The following is a 17,190-nucleotide window of genomic DNA, read 5'->3' as shown; positions in this document are numbered from 1 at the left end:
AAACCGCCTGCGCCGCAGGCTTCGTCAAAGTTATAGGGTCAAGCCTCACGAGCAATTAGTACCGGTCAGCTTAACGGATTGCTCCGCTTCCACATCCGGCCTATCAACGTCCTGGTCTCGAACGACTCTTCAGGGGGCTCAAGGCCCCGGCAAGACTCATCTTGAGACGAGTTTCCCGCTTAGATGCTTTCAGCGGTTATCTCTTCCGCACTTAGCTACTCGGCTATGCCACTGGCGTGACAACCGATGCACCAGAGGTGCGTCCACTCCGGTCCTCTCGTACTAGGAGCAGGCTCTCTCAATCTTGCAGCGCCCACGGAAGATAGGGACCAAACTGTCTCACGACGTTTTAAACCCAGCTCACGTACCTCTTTAAATGGCGAACAGCCATACCCTTGGGACCGGCTACAGCCCCAGGATGAGATGAGCCGACATCGAGGTGCCAAACACCGCCGTCGATATGAACTCTTGGGCGGTATCAGCCTGTTATCCCCAGAGTACCTTTTATCCGTTGAGCGATGGCCCTTCCATACAGAACCACCGGATCACTTAGTCCTACTTTCGTACCTGCTCGACTTGTCAGTCTCGCAGTCAAGCACGCTTATGCCTATGCACTATCAGCACGATTTCCGACCGTGCCTAGCGTACCTTCGAACTCCTCCGTTACGCTTTGGGAGGAGACCGCCCCAGTCAAACTGCCCACCATACACTGTCCCCAACCCGGATAACGGGCCAAGGTTAGAACCTCAAACACACCAGGGTGGTATTTCAACGCTGGCTCCACGACACCTAGCGGCACCGCTTCAAAGCCTCCCACCTATCCTACACAGATCTGTTCAAAGTCCAATGTAAAGCTACAGTAAAGGTTCATGGGGTCTTTCCGTCTTTCCGCGGGGAGATTGCATCATCACAAACATTTCAACTTCGCTGAGTCTCTGGAGGAGACAGTGTGGCCATCGTTACGCCATTCGTGCAGGTCGGAACTTACCCGACAAGGAATTTCGCTACCTTAGGACCGTTATAGTTACGGCCGCCGTTTACTGGGACTTCAATCAAGAGCTTGCACCCCATCATTTAATCTTCCAGCACCGGGCAGGCGTCACACCCTATACGTCGACTTTCGTCTTTGCAGAGTGCTGTGTTTTTAGTAAACAGTCGCAGCCACCGATTCTCTGCGACCCCGTTGGGCTCCGCTTGTACAGCTTCACCTACTTAGGGCACACCTTCTTCCGAAGTTACGGTGTCAATTTGCCGAGTTCCTTCTCCAGAGTTCTCTCAAGCGCCTTAGAATACTCATCTCGCGCACCAGTGTCGGTTTGCGGTACGGTCGCGTGCAGCTGGAGCTTAGTGGCTTTTCCTGGAAGCAGGGTATCGCTCGCTTCGGCGGCAAGCCGCCTCGTTATCGCACCTCATCTAAGGCCCCCGGATTTGCCTAAGGGCCACGACTACATGCTTGAACCAGGACATCCAACACCTGGCCGAGTTAACCTTCTCCGTCCCCACATCGCACTGCACGTCGGTACAGGAATATTGACCTGTTTCCCATCAGCTACGCATCTCTGCCTCGCCTTAGGGGCCGACTCACCCTACGCCGATGAACGTTGCGTAGGAAACCTTGCGCTTTCGGCGAGGGGGCTTTTCACCCCCTTTAACGCTACTCATGTCAGCATTCGCACTTCTGATACCTCCAGCAGACCTCGCGATCCACCTTCACAGGCTTACAGAACGCTCTCCTACCACTTGCGCTTGCGCGCAAATCCGCAGCTTCGGTAACTGGCTTAGCCCCGTTACATCTTCCGCGCAGGACGACTCGATCAGTGAGCTATTACGCTTTCTTTAAATGGTGGCTGCTTCTAAGCCAACATCCTGACTGTTTTAGCCTTCCCACTTCGTTTCCCACTTAGCCAATTTTGGGGACCTTAGCTGGCGGTCTGGGTTGTTTCCCTCTTGTGTCCGGACGTTAGCACCCGGTGCACTGTCTCCCAAGCTGTACTCATCGGTATTCGGAGTTTGCAATGGTTTGGTAAGTCGCCATGACCCCCTAGCCATAACAGTGCTCTACCCCCGATGGTAATACTTGAGGCACTACCTAAATAGTTTTCGGAGAGAACCAGCTATCTCCAAGTTTGTTTAGCCTTTCACCCCTATCCACAGCTCATCCGCTAGTTTTGCAACACTAGTCGGTTCGGACCTCCAGCACCTGTTACGGTACCTTCATCCTGGCCATGGATAGATCACTTGGTTTCGGGTCTACACCCAGCGACTGGAACGCCCTGTTCGGACTCGGTTTCCCTACGCCTCCCCTATTCGGTTAAGCTTGCCACTGAATGTAAGTCGCTGACCCATTATACAAAAGGTACGCCGTCACCCTTGCGGGCTCCGACTTTTTGTATGCATGCGGTTTCAGGATCTATTTCACTCCCCTCCCGGGGTTCTTTTCGCCTTTCCCTCACGGTACTAGTTCGCTATCGGTCGATTACGAGTATTTAGCCTTGGAGGATGGTCCCCCCATCTTCAGACAGGATTACACGTGTCCCGCCCTACTTGTCGTGCGCCCAGTTCCACAATCGTCTTTTCCCGTACGGGGCTATCACCCGCTATGGCCAGCCTTTCCAGGCTGTTCCGATAAGTCGACTGCTAAAACGCACTGGCTGCTCCGATTTCGCTCGCCACTACTCTCGGAATCTCGGTTGATGTCTTTTCCTCGAGCTACTGAGATGTTTCAGTTCACCCGGTTCGCCTCGCACACCTATGTATTCAGTGTGCGATAACCTTACGGTTGGGTTTCCCCATTCGGAAATCTCCGGATCAAAGCTTATTTGCCAGCTCCCCGAAGCTTATCGCAGGCTACCACGTCCTTCATCGCCTGTAATCGCCAAGGCATCCACCACATGCACTTAGTCACTTGACCCTATAACTTTGACGCCGGCTGACACCGGGTCGGTCAATGACTGGTTGAGTATTCGCGTTATGCCGAACCCTGATACCAATCAAGGTTTGTATTGACGCAATCAAAAGTCGCCAACGGCACGGCGCACCGAAGTGCTTTCCGTCGACGACACTGATTTTCGACTCTATGAATTGTTAAAGAACGACAGCCGATCCGAAGACCGAACCGGACAGCGCACGTCATGCGCTGTCCGGTTTGGCCACCCGACATGGTGGAGGTGAACGGGATCGAACCGATGACCCCCTGCTTGCAAAGCAGGTGCTCTCCCAGCTGAGCTACACCCCCAGGGTGGTGGGTCTGGTTGGATTCGAACCAACGACCCCCGCCTTATCAAGACGGTGCTCTAACCGACTGAGCTACAGACCCGGTAAACGGGCTACTGTCGTCATCAACAGCCGATAAGTGTGGGCGCTTGAACTTGCGTGCATTTTCCAGAAAGGAGGTGATCCAGCCGCACCTTCCGATACGGCTACCTTGTTACGACTTCACCCCAGTCACGAACCCTGCCGTGGTAATCGCCCCCCTTGCGGTTAGGCTAACTACTTCTGGCAGAACCCGCTCCCATGGTGTGACGGGCGGTGTGTACAAGACCCGGGAACGTATTCACCGCGGCAAGCTGATCCGCGATTACTAGCGATTCCGACTTCACGCAGTCGAGTTGCAGACTGCGATCCGGACTACGACCGGTTTTCTGGGATTGGCTCCCCCTCGCGGGTTGGCAGCCCTCTGTACCGGCCATTGTATGACGTGTGTAGCCCTACCCATAAGGGCCATGATGACCTGACGTCATCCCCACCTTCCTCCGGTTTGTCACCGGCAGTCTCATTAGAGTGCCCTTTCGTAGCAACTAATGACAAGGGTTGCGCTCGTTGCGGGACTTAACCCAACATCTCACGACACGAGCTGACGACGGCCATGCAGCACCTGTGTCCTGGTTCTCTTTCGAGCACTCCCACATCTCTGCAGGATTCCAGGCATGTCAAGGGTAGGTAAGGTTTTTCGCGTTGCGTCGAATTAAACCACATCATCCACCGCTTGTGCGGGTCCCCGTCAATTCCTTTGAGTTTCAACCTTGCGGCCGTACTCCCCAGGCGGTCAACTTCACGCGTTAGCTACGTTACTGAGAAGGAACCTTCCCAACAACCAGTTGACATCGTTTAGGGCGTGGACTACCAGGGTATCTAATCCTGTTTGCTCCCCACGCTTTCGTGCATGAGCGTCAGTGCAGGCCCAGGGGATTGCCTTCGCCATCGGTGTTCCTCCGCATATCTACGCATTTCACTGCTACACGCGGAATTCCATCCCCCTCTGCCGCACTCAAGCTTTGCAGTCACAAAGGCAGTTCCCAGGTTAAGCCCGGGGATTTCACCTCTGTCTTACAAAACCGCCTGCGCACGCTTTACGCCCAGTAATTCCGATTAACGCTTGCACCCTACGTATTACCGCGGCTGCTGGCACGTAGTTAGCCGGTGCTTATTCTTCAGGTACCGTCATTACCCCGGGGTATTGGCCCGGAGCGTTTCTTCCCTGACAAAAGCGGTTTACAACCCGAAGGCCTTCATCCCGCACGCGGCATGGCTGGATCAGGCTTGCGCCCATTGTCCAAAATTCCCCACTGCTGCCTCCCGTAGGAGTCTGGGCCGTGTCTCAGTCCCAGTGTGGCTGGTCGTCCTCTCAGACCAGCTACAGATCGTCGGCTTGGTAGGCCTTTACCCCACCAACTACCTAATCTGACATCGGCCGCTCCAATAGCGCGAGGCCTTACGGTCCCCCGCTTTCACCCTTAGGTCGTATGCGGTATTAATCCGGCTTTCGCCGGGCTATCCCCCACTACTGGGCACGTTCCGATGCGTTACTCACCCGTTCGCCACTCGTCGCCAGGTTGCCCCGCGTTACCGTTCGACTTGCATGTGTAAGGCATGCCGCCAGCGTTCAATCTGAGCCAGGATCAAACTCTTCAGTTCGATCTTGAATTTGCTCTTAGGAATCGAAGTGAACTTCACTTCTTTTTCCATGAGCGTTTGAGGTCTTTCGACCATGAGCCTTGCGACTCTTGGCACGCGCCTTCAAACGCCCACGCTTATCGGCTGTTGATTTTTAAAGAACGTAGCAGGTTTTTATTTCCTGCTGCGACGCCGATGGTTATCAGCGAAGACCGAGATTCTCTGATGTTTTTCAATCCCCTGTCAAGCGCTCGGTTATCGCTTGCCTGACCCGATCGCCTGATTTGGCCCGCCGGGTGCGCCTGGGAGGGCGCGATCTGCGTCATCAGCGCAGCCCTTGACTGTAGCACGAAGCCTGGCGAGGCCGTCAATCGATCAGCCGCTCCCCGTGCGGTGCAGCTGACCCCAGACGGCGGCGGGCGCGTCGCTGTCGAGCACGTCGCGCAGTCGCGCCGACAGCGCCCGGGTGTCCGCGCGCAGCACACGCTGCTTCACCGCCGCGATGCGGGCCGGGTGCATCGAGAAGCTGCGCAACCCCATGGCCAGCAGCAGTTCGCAGAAGCCGACATCGCCGGCCATCTCGCCGCACACGCACACCGGCTTGTGCGCCTCCCGGGCAGCGCGAATGGTGCGCTCCAGCAGCGCCAGCACGGCCGGATGCCAGGGGTCATAGAGATGCGACACCGCCTCGTCGGCGCGGTCGATCGCCAAGGTGTACTGGATGAGGTCGTTGGTGCCGATCGACACGAAATCGAAATGACGCAGGAAGCGGTCGATCAGCAATGCGGCTGCCGGCACCTCGATCATCGCTCCCAGCTCGACTGGGCTGTATGGCTCGCCCGCGTCGTCAAGTTGCGCGCGCACGCGCGCCATCAACTCCATCACCTGCCAGACTTCGTCGAGATGCGCCACCATCGGGATCAGGATGCGCACCTTGCCATGTGCGCTGGCACGCAGGATGGCGCGCAGCTGCTGGCGGAACATGCCTGGCTCGGCCAGGCTCCAACGGATGGCGCGCAGCCCGAGCGCGGGGTTCAGGCCATGCTCGTGGCGCAGCTCCTGGGCGCTCATGCGCTCCAGCGGCTTGTCGGCACCGATGTCGACGGTGCGGATCGTCACCGGAAGCCCCCGCATCGCCAGCACCGCGTCGCGGTAGGCCTCGTACTGCTCATCCTCGCCCGGCAGGTCGCCTCCGCGGTTGAGGAACAGGAACTCGCTTCGGAACAGTCCCACGCCGCCCGCCCCGGCGTCCAGCGCCGCAGCCGCGTCGCCCGGCAGCTCGATGTTGGCCAGCAGCTCCACGGCCTGCCCGTCCAGGGTCACGGCAGGGGTGTGGCGGAGGCGGTCGAGGCGGGCCCGCTCCAGTTCGCTCTGACGCTGCCGGAAGCGGTATTCCTCGAGCACGATGGGCGAGGGGTCCACGATGACGACACCGGCATCGCCGTCGATCACGACCCAGTCGTCCTGGCGGATCAGCCGGCTCGCCTCGCGCGCGCCGACCACGGCCGGGATGTCCATGCTGCGCGCCACGATGGCCGTGTGCGAGGTGCGTCCGCCGACATCGGTGACGAATCCGGTGAACACGCTGCGCTTGAAGTGCAGCATGTCGGCGGGAGCGACGTCGCCGGCCACCAGCACCAGCGGGTCCGCGCCCGCGATGTCGCGCGGGTTCACCAAGGTCGGTGCCGGCTCTGCGCTGCCGCGGGCGGCGGCAGCCATCTGGCGCAAGAGCCGCTCCACCACCTGCTCGATGTCGGCCTTGCGCTCGCGCAGGTATTCGTCTTCCATCTCGTCGAACTGGCGCGCCAGCACCTCAAGCTGCGCCGACAGGGCCCATTCGGCGTTGTAGTGCCGCTGCTCGATCCAAAGCTTGGTGGCCTCGCTGAGGGTGTCGTCGTGCAGCAGCATCAGGTGCACGTCCAGCAGCGCCGCCAGCTCCGCCGGCGCCTCGGCGGGCAGGTCGGCTTTCAGCCCCTCGATTTCGTGGGCGATGGCGTTGCGCGCGTCGCGCAGCCGGCCGATTTCGTGCTCGACCCGCCCGGCGGGCACGAAGTAGTGCGCGACGTCGACGCGACTGGACGCCACCAGCACCGCGCGTCCGATGGCCACTCCGCGCGAAATCGGAATCCCGAAGATCTGGATGCTCATCCGCGTCGACCCCGGGTTGGTGGACGGCCCGCCGCGGTCATCGCGTCACTCGCCTTCGCCGAAGCGGCTGTCGATCAACAATCGAAGCGCGTCCATGGCCTCGGCCTCGTCGGGGCCGTCAGCCTCGATCTCGATGCTCGCGCCCAGGCCAGCCGCCAGCATCATGACGCCCATGATGCTTTTGGCGTTGACGCGTCGGCCGTTGCGGGAAAGGTGGATCTCGCTGCGGTAGCTGCCGGCCAGCTTGGTGAGCTTTGCCGAGGCGCGAGCATGCAGCCCGAGCTTATTGCTGATGGTGATGCTGGACTGGATCATGGGCGGCGGGCGCAGGGCCCTGGTTCTGGCGCCGCGACACCGCGACGTGCATGACACCCTGGGTGGCACCGGCCACGGCGCGGCCGACCAGCTCCTCCAGCGGCAGGCTGGCGTAACACAACGAGCGCCACAGCATGGGCACGTTGACCCCTGCCACCACGCGCGCCCGCGCGCCCTCGACCGCAGCCAGCGCGGCGTTGCTGGGCGTGGCGCCGAAAACGTCGACGAGCACCAGAGCCTCCTCGCCCGCGGCCAGCACCGGCGCCAGCGCATCCCGCACCTGGGCTTCCACGGCCTCCAGGCCGGCGCCCGGGGCCACGTCCACCGCCACCAGGCGGCCGCCGGCCTCCGGGTACACATGCGCGGCCACCGACTGCAGCGAACTGGCCAGGGGCGTGTGGGCGACGATGATGATCTTGGCCATGGCTTGATCAACGGTCATTATCCGCAGCCGCGTCGATGCGCCGCATGCCTCGCACGAACCACGCGTAAGCCAGCATGCAGCAGGCCAGCAGCGCGGCCATCGCGCCGCGGAAGGCCGCCACCTCGGTCAGGCCCCGGGCTTGCAGCGCATCGACGGCAAGGCCCACGCCCCATTGCACCGTGAACACGCCGCTGAAGATGACGAGGTTGAAGGCCGACAACGCACGCCCTGCCTGGGCGGCCGGAAAGGCCGCCCCGACGGCGGGCTGACTCACCGACACGGCCGTACAGGCCATGCACCAGACCGACCAGTGCGCCGCGCCGGCCGCCGGGCCGAGCAGGATGTTCAGCAGCAGCAGGGCCAGGGCCACTGGAATGCCCCGGCGCATGATCCGCGGCGCCGTCCAGCCGCCCTGCACCAGACGCGGCATCAGCGCGCCCCAGGCAGCGAAAGTGCACAACATCGCCAGGTTGATGAGGAACAAGCCCTCGGCTGCCTGACCTGCCGACCAGCCGGCCACGCGCGTGAGCCAGGGGCCCGCCCACAGGGCCTGCACGGCGATCATCCCGCCATAGAGCCAGAACGCCAGCGGCGCCATGGCCACGAACAGCGGGTGGCGCACGATGGCCCCGTAGCCTGGTCCGGTGGTGGCGGGTGCAGCCGGCGGCGAATCGCGCGGTACGGCCAGGGCCAGGGCCAGGATGCCCAAGGCCAGCAACGCCGCCACGGCCCAGAACAAGCCGCGCCAGCCCAATGCCGGCAGCAGCCACTGCACCGGCAGCGTCGAGGCCAGCATGCCCAGCGATCCCGTCATCAGCAGCCACGAGTGCGCACGCAGCTGGGTCGCCGGCGAAAACAGGCGCCGGAACAGCGTCAGCGGCGCCATCAGGCAGGCGGCCACACCCGCCCCGATCAGCGCCCGCGCCGCAATCAGCCCGCCCAGGGTAGCGGCCATTGCAAACAGGCTGCACCCCAGCACGGCCAGCGCCAGCAGCAGAAGCAGCGTGCGCCGTGGGCCGAATCGGTCGAGCGCCTGCCCGAGCGGCAGCTGAAGGCTGGCAAAGCCGAGGAAGTACGCGCCAGCGAGCAAGCCCAGATCGGCCGCGCCCAGCCCGAGCTCCGCGCTGAATACCGGCGCCAGCGTCGCCGTCACGGCACGCAGCAGTGCCGACAGGAAGTAGGCGAACGCGAAGGCCCCGAAGATCCAGACGGCCTTCGGCCGCGGATGGCCTTGCGACTCCGTCAAGGCAGCACCCGCAGGGAGCCGAAGAAGGTGTCGACAGGCTCCGTCGGCAAGCGCAGGCCCAGCACGCTGGCCTGATACACCTTGGTGCCGTGGGTGAACAGCGCCAGCTGCATCTGCGCCGGCCGGGCGTCGGGCCGTCGGCCGTCGATCGCCACGCGGCGGCTGCCCGGGTGCGGCGTGGCGCCGGGCACGCGCAAGGGCGTGTCACGGGACACCGCGGCCAGGTTGGCGCCCGCGGAGACAGCGAGTTCATCGAGCACCGGCGCCAGCCGGTTGGGGTCGCCGAGGTCCGTGCTCGCCAGCCCCCAGGTCTGCCCGTCGCGCTCGCAGGCCAACAAGGACCACTTCACCATGGAGCCCGCCAACGCCACCCGCCGCTCGTGCAGCTGCGGCCGGCACGGGAACAGCAGTTGCACCGTACCGTCAGCGCTGCGCACCTCGCGCCAGTCGTGCACCGGCGCACACGCGGCCAGCAGCAGCATCGCCAGCAGGCCCGCCGCGCGGCCGGTACGGCCGGATCGGGCTGGCGGAAGGGGCAGTCGCTGCAAGCTCACCGGCAGATTATCGGCAAGGCGTCGGCGGGGCTCCGCGCGACAATGAACCGCATGGATGCATCGACACTGCCCGCCTCTGGCGCGCTCGACGGCGTGCGTGTGCTCGACCTGTCGCGGGTGCTCGCCGGTCCCTGGTGCACGCAGACGCTGGCCGACCTCGGCGCCGACGTCATCAAGGTCGAGCGGCCACCGGCCGATGGCCAGCGCGGCGGCGACGACACCCGGGGCTGGGGCCCGCCCTTTCTGCCCGACGACGCCGGCCACGACACCGATGACGCGGCCTACTTTCTGGGTGCCAACCGCAACAAGCGCTCCATCACGATCGACCTCGCGCGGCCCGAGGGGCAGGCCCTGGTGCGGCGGCTGCTGGCGCGCTGCGACGTGCTGGTGGAGAACTTCAAGGTCGGCGACATGGCGCGCCACGGCCTCGACGCGGGCACGCTGATGCACGAGTTCCCGCGCCTCGTGTACTGCTCGATCACCGGCTTCGGCCAGACCGGCCCGTACCGCGAGCGCGCCGGCTACGACTATGCAATCCAGGGCCTGGGCGGGCTCATGAGCGTGACCGGCGAGCGCGACGACCGCCCCGGCGGCGGGCCGCAGAAGGTCGGCGTGGCGGTGGTCGACCTCTTCACCGGCCTGTACGCCACGGTGGCCATCCTGGCCGCCCTGCGCCACCGCGACGCCACCGGGCAAGGCCAGGTGGTCGACATGGCGCTGCTCGACAGCCAGGTCGCGATGCTGGCCAACCTGGGCGCCAACTACCTCGTCACGCACAAGCCGCCGCAGCGTGCGGGCAACGCCCACCAGAACATCGTGCCCTATCAGGTCTTCGAGGTCGCCGACGGGCACCTCATCCTGGCCGTGGGCAACGACGGCCAGTTCGAGCGCTTCTGCCGCGTCGCCGGCTGCGCGCCACTGGCCCGCGACGAGCGCTTCATCACCAACGCCGCGCGCGTGCGCCACCGCGCAGTCCTGGTGGCGCTGCTGGAGCCGCTGCTGAAGCTGCGCACGCGCGACGACTGGCTGACGGCCCTGGAAGCGGCCAAGGTACCGGCCGGGCCGATCAACGATCTCGCCCAGGTCTTCGCCGACCCGCAAGTGCGGGCCCGCGACATGACCGTGACGGTGCCGCACCCACGCAACAGCCACCTGGAACTGGTGGCCAGCCCGATCAAGCTGTCGGCGACGCCGACGCAGGTGCGCCGCGCACCGCCCCTTCTGGGCCAACACACCGACGAGGTGCTCGACGATCTCGGCATCGATACCGAGACCCGCGCTGCCTGGCGACGGGCAGGGGTGATCGGCCCGGCGTAACGGCTTGTGCCGGCGATTCCGTCGCTTGCCTGGTGCGGCTTTGTGGGGTGGATGTCCGCCAGACGATTCCCGTCGAGGGGGTGCAGCGGGGTGACGCGCCTGCGCCCGAGCCACACGCCGCTGCCGGACGCGCGTCACCACGCTGGCGACCACCGGCAGGATCGACCGCGCCGGCCTGCGCGGGCTGCGCGACGAAATCGAAGGTGCACGCCGCGCCGGCATCATGGGCCAGCAGGTGCCGCGCCTGTCCGGCGGCCGCGTGCAGATCTCCAACGAGCGGCTCGATCTCGCCGGTCTGCTCAGCGAGGCTTTGCGGCAGTGGGGGCGCGAGATCGATGCGCGCGGCATCGAGGTGCGCCGCCGGACCATGGCCCTCACCGGGTGCGCCGGGCGCCAGGGCGCCGGAACGATCCCGTGGGCAGGACCCCTGCCTTAAACTGCCCCCATCGCATGAGGTCCCCGACCTTGACCGCCGATCCGATGAACGAGTCGCACCCTCTTCTGCCGCGCCGGGCCCTCCTGGCCGTCACCGCGTGGCTGCTCGGCGGCCTGGCCGGCTGCGCCGGCCGCGATCCCGCGCCCCGCTTCGGCTACACCCTCCTGGACGGCACGAAGGCCCACACCGATGGCCTGCGCGGCAAGGTGGTGCTCGTCAACTTCTGGGCCACCAGCTGTGTCACCTGCGTCAAGGAAATGCCGGCTCTGGTGGCCGCGCACGAGCGCTTCAAGGCCCGCGGCTACGAGACGCTGGCGGTGGCGATGAGCTACGACCCGCCGGCCTACGTGGCCAACTTCGCCGAGACGCGTCGGCTGCCCTTCGGCATCGTCATCGACAACACCGGCGCCATCGCGCGCGCTTTCGACGACACGAAGATCACGCCCACGACCTTCCTGCTCGACAAACGCGGCCTCATCGTCAAGCGCTACGTCGGCGAGCCCGACTTCGGCGAGCTCGACGGGCTGGTCGACAAACTGCTGGCCGAAGCGTGATCGGGCGCCCGTGATCGGCCGCCTGACCGGCCGCCTGGCGGCGAAGACCCCGCCGCAGGTGCTGCTCGACGTGGGCGGCGTCGGCTACGAGCTCGACGTGCCCATGAGCACCTTCTTCAACCTGCCGGCGCTCGGCGAGCCGGCGCAGCTGCTGACCCATCTGGTGGTGCGCGAGGACGCGCAGCTGCTCTACGGCTTCCTCACCGAGGGAGAGCGCGGGACCTTCCGCGAGCTCGTCAAGATCAGCGGCGTGGGCCCGCGCACGGCGCTGGCCATCCTGTCGGGCCTGAGCGTGACCGAGCTGTCGCTGGCGGTGAGCCGCCAGGACACCGCCCGCCTCGTCAAGGTGCCGGGCATCGGCAAGAAGACGGCCGAGCGGCTGCTGCTGGAGCTCAAGGGCAAGCTGGGCGCCGAACTCGCCCTGACGGCCGGCGCCACGCCCCTCAGTGACGCGCAGGCTGACATTGCGCAGGCGCTGCAGTCGCTGGGCTACAACGAGCGCGAGGCGCAGGCCGCGATCAAGGCACTGCCGGCCGACGTGGGCGTTTCCGACGGCATCAAGCAAGCCCTGAAGGCGCTGAACCGGTAGCGTGCCTGAGCGCACTGCGCGCCGCGATAATGACTGGATGGGCATCCAGACCGACAACTTCGCAGCGCCGCCGCCGCCCCGGGTGCTGAGCGCTGCCCCGGCCAACCCGAACGAAGAAGCGCTGGAGCGCGCGCTGCGCCCCAAGGGCCTGTCGGACTATGTCGGCCAGGCCAAGGCCCGCGAGCAGCTGCAGATCTTCATCGGCGCCGCGCGCCAGCGCGCCGAGGCGCTCGACCACGTGCTGCTGTTCGGCCCCCCGGGCCTGGGCAAGACGACGCTGAGCCACATCATCGCCGCCGAGCTGGGCGTGAACCTGCGCCAGACCTCCGGCCCGGTGCTCGAAAAGCCCAAGGACCTGGCGGCCATCCTCACCAACCTCGAGAAAAACGACGTGCTCTTCATCGACGAGATCCACCGGCTGAGCCCGGTCGTCGAGGAGATCCTGTACCCCGCGCTCGAGGACTACCAGATCGACATCATGATTGGCGAGGGCCCGGCCGCGCGCTCGATCAAGCTCGACCTGCAGCCCTTCACGCTGGTGGGTGCCACCACGCGCGCCGGCATGCTGACGAACCCGCTGCGCGACCGCTTCGGCATCGTGGCGCGCCTGGAGTTCTACACGGCCGAGGAGCTCACGCGCATCGTCACGCGCTCGGCCGGGCTGCTCAACGCGCCCATCGACGATGCCGGTGCGCGCGAGATCGCGCGCCGCAGCCGCGGCACGCCGCGCATCGCCAACCGGCTGCTGCGCCGCGTGCGCGACTACGCGCAGGTCAAGGCCGACGGCCACATTGCGCAGGCGGTGGCCGACGCCGCACTGGCCATGCTCGACGTTGACCCGCTGGGCTTCGACGTCATGGACCGCAAGCTGCTGGAGGCCGTGGTGCACCGCTTCGGCGGCGGCCCGGTGGGCCTGGAAAACGTGGCCGCGGCCATCGGCGAGGAAGCCGGCACCATCGAGGACGTGATCGAGCCCTACCTCATCCAGCAGGGCTACCTGCAGCGCACGCCGCGCGGCCGCGTGGCCACCGCCGCGGCCTGGAAGCACCTGGGCCTGGCGCCTCCGAGCTCAGGCGGTGATCTCTTCGGCGGGGCCTGAGGCCACGGCCTCGAGGTGCCGCCGGTCGTCCCAGCCGACGACGCGGAAGCCGTCCCCCCGTGTAGAGCAGCGGGTTGATGGCCGGGTTGGCCAGCAGCCAAGTGCATGACGCCTGCAGCCCGATGCCATTGGCCGCGCGGTACGGGCAGTCGAGCACGCCGCCGTGGGCCACGATGGCGATGGTCTGACCGGCGTGGGTCTGGGCCAGCTGCTTGAAGATGGCCAGGCAGCGGGCCGAGAAGGCCTCGAGCGACCCGCCGCCGCCCGGGCCGAAGCCCGGCTCGCGCTGTCGTCCGCGGCGGGCGTCGTCGGGAAAGCGCTGCTCGATCTCGGCATGACCCAGGCGCTCCAGCACGCCGATGTGGGTGCCTTCGAACACGACGCTCCGGCCTGCACGCTCAGGACGCCTCGGCCAGCAAGCGTGCATTGAGGGTGTAGGTGCCCGAGAAGGTGGCAGCGCCCAGCACGAGGCCCGCCAGTTGCGCACGCACGGCAGGGCCGTCGAAAACGCCCACCAGCGGCAACCGCGGCTCGGCCACAGCGTACAACGTGAAGACGTAGTGGTGCACCAGTGAGTCGTTCCAGGGCGGGAACGGGCCGTCGTAGCCAAAGTAGCGGCCGGCCAACTCGGGGTCGCCGGCAAACCAGCGCGTGTAATCGTTCAGGCCGTGCCGCGCCGCCGCGGCGCCGGGCGGACCCGGCAACTCGGGCCCGGACTTGCCCCCGGGCGTGAAGCCGCAGCTGAACGCGCCCTCGGCGATCTCGGCCGGCGTGGGCGGCAGGTCAACCAGCACCCAATGGAAGAAGTCCGTGCGCACCAAGTCGGCCGGCACCTCGCGGCCGGGCTGGTTGACGTCGTCGGCGCGTGTCGGCGCATCGAAATCATGGCAGACCAGCACCAGGCTCTTGGTGCCGGCCGGCAGGTCCGACCAAGCCAGGTGCGGGCTGATGTTGTCGCTGAACACCGCGCGGGCGGCGCCGTCAGGGCGGCCAGCGGCGTGGCGCTCGGGGATGCGGTCACCGTTGGTCCAGCTGTTGCTCCAGAGCTTCATCAGGGGTAACGGCTCGTCTTTCGGAATGGACGCTCAGACGCCCCAGACCACCGGCTCCCCGGCGGCGTGGCTGCGGCGCAGCAACTCGATCATCGGCCACAGGCGCTGGCGCAGGCTCACCGCCCGCGGCCCGTCGTCCCCTGGTTCGCGGGCGGGCGCATCGGCCTCGCCCGCCTCGGCCTGGGCCACGGCGGCCTCCAGCGCGGCCAACAGCACCGGCACGCGCGCCGGCTCGAAAATGCCACGCACTGCCGGCTCGCGGCCCAGCAGCCGCAACAGGGCATCACCATGGGCCGGCAGCATGATCACGTCGCCGCCGGCTTTGCTGCGGAACTTGTAGAGCATCGGGCGATTGTGCGGCGAAGCGCCGCACGCTGCCTCCTCATTCAGCCGCTGACCAGCCGGATGCGTGCCGTCCGACTCCGCGGCGGGGGCGCCTCGGGCGCGGCAGCCGCGGGCAGCCGCTGCTCGAAGTTCATCACGTCCAGCGCCGGCGCGAACAGGAAGCCCTGGTACTCGTCGCAGCCCGCCTCCAGGAGAAACTGGCGCTGCGCTGCGGTCTCCACGCCTTCGGCGATGACCGTCTTGCCCAGCGCCCGGGCCATCTGGAGGATGGCGCGCACGATGGCGCCGTTGCCTTCGTCGTCCGGCAGGCCCGAGATGAAGGCGCGGTCGATCTTGAGCTTGCTCACCGGGATGCGCTTCAGGTAGGCCAGGCTTGAGTAGCCGGTGCCGAAATCGTCGATGGACATCTGAACGCCCAGATTCGCCAGCGCCTCGAGTCGCTGCAACATCTCGCCGCCCTCGTCGTGCAGCAGGATCGACTCAGTGAGTTCCAGCTCCAGCAGGTGCGGGGGGATGCCGGCCATGTCCAGCGCCTCGGCCGCGCGCTCGACGAAGTTTGTCTGCTGGAACTGCAGCGCCGAGACGTTGACAGCGACCGGCAACGGGCGGCCCTGCGCGTGCCAGCGTGCAGCCTGCCCCACGGCCGTGCGCAGCACCCACTCGCCCAGCTGCACGATGAAGCCGCTGTCCTCTGCCACCTTGATGAAGCGGCCGGGCGGCACGTCGCCCATCTCGGGGTCTCGCCAGCGCAGCAGCGCCTCGGCGCCGGTGATGGTTCCTTTCTCGACGCTGACCTGTGGCTGGTAGTTGAGCCGGAAGCGGTTGGCCACGAGTGCCTGGCGCATCGCATGGTCCAGCCGCATGTGGCTGCGCCAGTCGACCTCGGTGCGCGCCTGGTGCATGCGCCAGTTGCCCCGCCCGGCGCTCTTGACGGCGCGCATGGCCTGCTCGGCCCGGCGCATCAGCTGGTCGGCGTCGCGCCCGTGCGAAGGCGCCAGCGCCACGCCGATGCTGCAGGTGAGCGTGAACTGCGCGTCGCCCACGGTGCAGGGCTTCTTCACCTTCGCGAGCACGCGCATGGCGAGCTTCTCGGCAAACGCGGCATCCGCCGGGCTCACCACGATGGCGAACTGGTCGCCGCCCACGCGCGCCAGCAGGTCGCCCTTGCGCAGGCAACTCTGGATGCGGCGCGCCACGTCGAGCAGCACGTCGTTGCCGACGGCATGGCCGAGAGAGTCGTTGATGTGGCCGAACCGGTCGAGGTTGATGACCAGGAGCGACAGCGAGGCCGCGGCCGCGCCGTCGCGCCCCACCTCGGGCGACTGCTCGAGCAACGAGCGAACCTGATCGGCCAAGCGGCCATGGTTGGCCAGGCCGGTGAGGGGGTCGGTGTGGCTCAGCGCCTCGATGCGCCGGGCGCTGGCCAGCCGCTCGGTCAGGTCGCGGAAGCTCCACACGCAGCCGCTGCCGCGCCCCAGGCTGGGCAACGGACGCGTCACGCGCTCGAGCACGCGGCCACTCTGCAGCACAAATTGCTCGCTGGCGACGGCCTCGGGCAGCGGCGCCAGAAGCCGCCGGGCATCGGCCGTCGGCTCGGCCAGCCGCGCCACCATCGCGTCGCGCAGAGCCGCGTCGTCGCGCGATGCCAGCAGCGCTGCAGGCAGCTCGAAGAATTCGGCGAAGCGGCGGTTGAAGACGCGCAGCCGGCCGGCGAGGTCGGTGACGACGATGCCGTCGGCCGTGGCCTCCAGCGTGCCCTGGAGTTCGGCCAGCAGACCCTCGCGCTGGCTCTGCAACTCGACCTCGGCGCTGCGGTCCTGCACCGTCACCAGCACCAGCGGCTCGGGCTCCCCCGCGCCGCAGGGCGGCAACTCGACGACGCGGATGCTTCGGCTCACCGGCCGCGCGCGGCCGTCGCCGGTGCCCACCAGAGTATCGCTGTAGAGCGAGGAGCGATCGCCGAGCTCGGCACCGAGCCACCAGGCCAGGTCTTCGGGTGACGCGACCATGGCGTCGGCAGCCCGCCCCACCAGCGCCTGCGGCCCGGCGCCATCGCCGGCGAACCAACGCGTCGCCTCGGCATTGGCCGCGACCACGGTGCGCGTATCCAGGCGCGCCAGCCAGGCGGCGTGCGGAAGGCCCTCCAGCAGCTGGGTCAGCAGCCCACCAGGACTGTCTGGCAGCCACGGCAGCATCGGACCGGTCTCGCTCATGGAAC

Annotated in this window: 14 protein-coding genes, 2 tRNA genes and 2 rRNA genes; 5 read left to right on the top strand and 13 right to left on the bottom strand. The window is 66.2% G+C overall.

What is annotated here, in order from left to right:
* Window positions 1-34: 34 nt before the first annotated feature.
* The 9 genes from KA711_06885 to KA711_06845 form a co-directional block, all read right to left on the bottom strand.
* Window positions 35-2,911 (bottom strand): 23S ribosomal RNA (locus KA711_06885).
* A 248-nt stretch (window positions 2,912-3,159) separates the two neighbouring features.
* Window positions 3,160-3,235, bottom strand: a tRNA-Ala gene (locus KA711_06880).
* Between the two features lie 4 nt (window positions 3,236-3,239).
* A tRNA-Ile gene (locus KA711_06875) sits at window positions 3,240-3,316 on the bottom strand.
* Window positions 3,317-3,385: 69 nt separating this feature from the next.
* Window positions 3,386-4,914: ribosomal RNA gene (locus KA711_06870) — 16S ribosomal RNA — on the bottom strand.
* The 16S and 23S rRNA genes sit together here with 2 tRNA genes alongside, the layout of an rRNA operon.
* A 354-nt stretch (window positions 4,915-5,268) precedes the next feature.
* Window positions 5,269-7,041 carry a phosphoenolpyruvate--protein phosphotransferase gene (gene ptsP, locus KA711_06865; GenBank protein ID MCM0608709.1) on the bottom strand — a complete coding sequence of 591 codons (1,773 nt, stop codon included), beginning with the start codon at window positions 7,039-7,041 and terminating at the stop codon, window positions 5,269-5,271.
* A 45-nt stretch (window positions 7,042-7,086) separates the two neighbouring features.
* Window positions 7,087-7,356, bottom strand: a complete 270-nt coding sequence (locus KA711_06860) for an HPr family phosphocarrier protein (GenBank protein MCM0608708.1) — start codon at window positions 7,354-7,356, stop codon at window positions 7,087-7,089.
* A complete protein-coding gene (locus KA711_06855) occupies window positions 7,325-7,780 on the bottom strand; it encodes a PTS fructose transporter subunit IIA (protein ID MCM0608707.1) in 456 nt (151 codons plus the stop codon). The genes KA711_06860 and KA711_06855 overlap by 32 nt, the downstream gene beginning before the upstream one ends.
* A 7-nt stretch (window positions 7,781-7,787) precedes the next feature.
* On the bottom strand, window positions 7,788-9,026 hold the full coding sequence (locus tag KA711_06850) for an MFS transporter (protein MCM0608706.1): 1,239 nt from the start codon (window positions 9,024-9,026) through the stop codon (window positions 7,788-7,790).
* Window positions 9,023-9,580: a hypothetical protein gene (locus tag KA711_06845; GenBank protein ID MCM0608705.1), complete on the bottom strand. Its 558-nt coding sequence runs from the start codon at window positions 9,578-9,580 to the stop codon at window positions 9,023-9,025. Before KA711_06845 ends, KA711_06850 begins: the two co-directional genes overlap by 4 nt.
* A 42-nt stretch (window positions 9,581-9,622) precedes the next feature.
* Between KA711_06845 and KA711_06840 the strand changes: the two genes are divergently transcribed.
* The 5 genes from KA711_06840 (at window position 9,623) to ruvB (ending at window position 13,575) form a co-directional block, all read left to right on the top strand.
* Window positions 9,623-10,897 (top strand): CoA transferase, encoded by a 1,275-nt coding sequence (locus tag KA711_06840; protein MCM0608704.1) that lies wholly within the window; start codon window positions 9,623-9,625, stop codon window positions 10,895-10,897.
* A gap of 223 nt (window positions 10,898-11,120) precedes the next feature.
* A complete protein-coding gene (locus KA711_06835) occupies window positions 11,121-11,333 on the top strand; it encodes a hypothetical protein (protein MCM0608703.1) in 213 nt (70 codons plus the stop codon).
* A 44-nt stretch (window positions 11,334-11,377) separates the two neighbouring features.
* On the top strand, window positions 11,378-11,887 hold the full coding sequence (locus KA711_06830; GenBank protein MCM0608702.1) for a TlpA family protein disulfide reductase: 510 nt from the start codon (window positions 11,378-11,380) through the stop codon (window positions 11,885-11,887).
* A 10-nt stretch (window positions 11,888-11,897) separates the two neighbouring features.
* Window positions 11,898-12,476, top strand: coding sequence for a Holliday junction branch migration protein RuvA (gene ruvA / locus KA711_06825; GenBank protein MCM0608701.1), 579 nt, complete (start codon window positions 11,898-11,900; stop codon window positions 12,474-12,476).
* A 37-nt stretch (window positions 12,477-12,513) separates the two neighbouring features.
* Window positions 12,514-13,575 (top strand): Holliday junction branch migration DNA helicase RuvB, encoded by a 1,062-nt coding sequence (gene ruvB, locus KA711_06820; GenBank protein MCM0608700.1) that lies wholly within the window; start codon window positions 12,514-12,516, stop codon window positions 13,573-13,575.
* Here the strand turns inward: ruvB and KA711_06815 are convergent.
* The 4 genes from KA711_06815 to KA711_06800 are packed head-to-tail and all read right to left on the bottom strand — an operon-like array spanning window position 13,457 to window position 17,167.
* On the bottom strand, window positions 13,457-13,954 hold the full coding sequence (locus KA711_06815) for a histidine phosphatase family protein (GenBank protein ID MCM0608699.1): 498 nt from the start codon (window positions 13,952-13,954) through the stop codon (window positions 13,457-13,459). The genes ruvB and KA711_06815 overlap by 119 nt on opposite strands.
* A 19-nt stretch (window positions 13,955-13,973) precedes the next feature.
* Entirely contained in the window at window positions 13,974-14,627 is a 654-nt protein-coding gene (locus KA711_06810; protein ID MCM0608698.1) for a YbhB/YbcL family Raf kinase inhibitor-like protein, read from the bottom strand.
* Between the two features lie 33 nt (window positions 14,628-14,660).
* The gene (locus KA711_06805; protein ID MCM0608697.1) at window positions 14,661-14,972 is read right to left on the bottom strand and encodes a DUF1840 domain-containing protein; all 312 of its coding nucleotides are present in this window, start codon (window positions 14,970-14,972) and stop codon (window positions 14,661-14,663) included.
* Window positions 14,973-15,013: 41 nt separating this feature from the next.
* Window positions 15,014-17,167, bottom strand: a complete 2,154-nt coding sequence (locus KA711_06800) for an EAL domain-containing protein (protein MCM0608696.1) — start codon at window positions 17,165-17,167, stop codon at window positions 15,014-15,016.
* Window positions 17,168-17,190 lie beyond the last annotated feature (23 nt).

Origin of the sequence: Ideonella sp. WA131b, from assembly GCA_023657425.1 — a bacterium.
GTDB lineage: Bacteria > Pseudomonadota > Gammaproteobacteria > Burkholderiales > Burkholderiaceae_C > Rubrivivax.
This window is presented reverse-complemented; position numbering and strand designations above follow the sequence as displayed.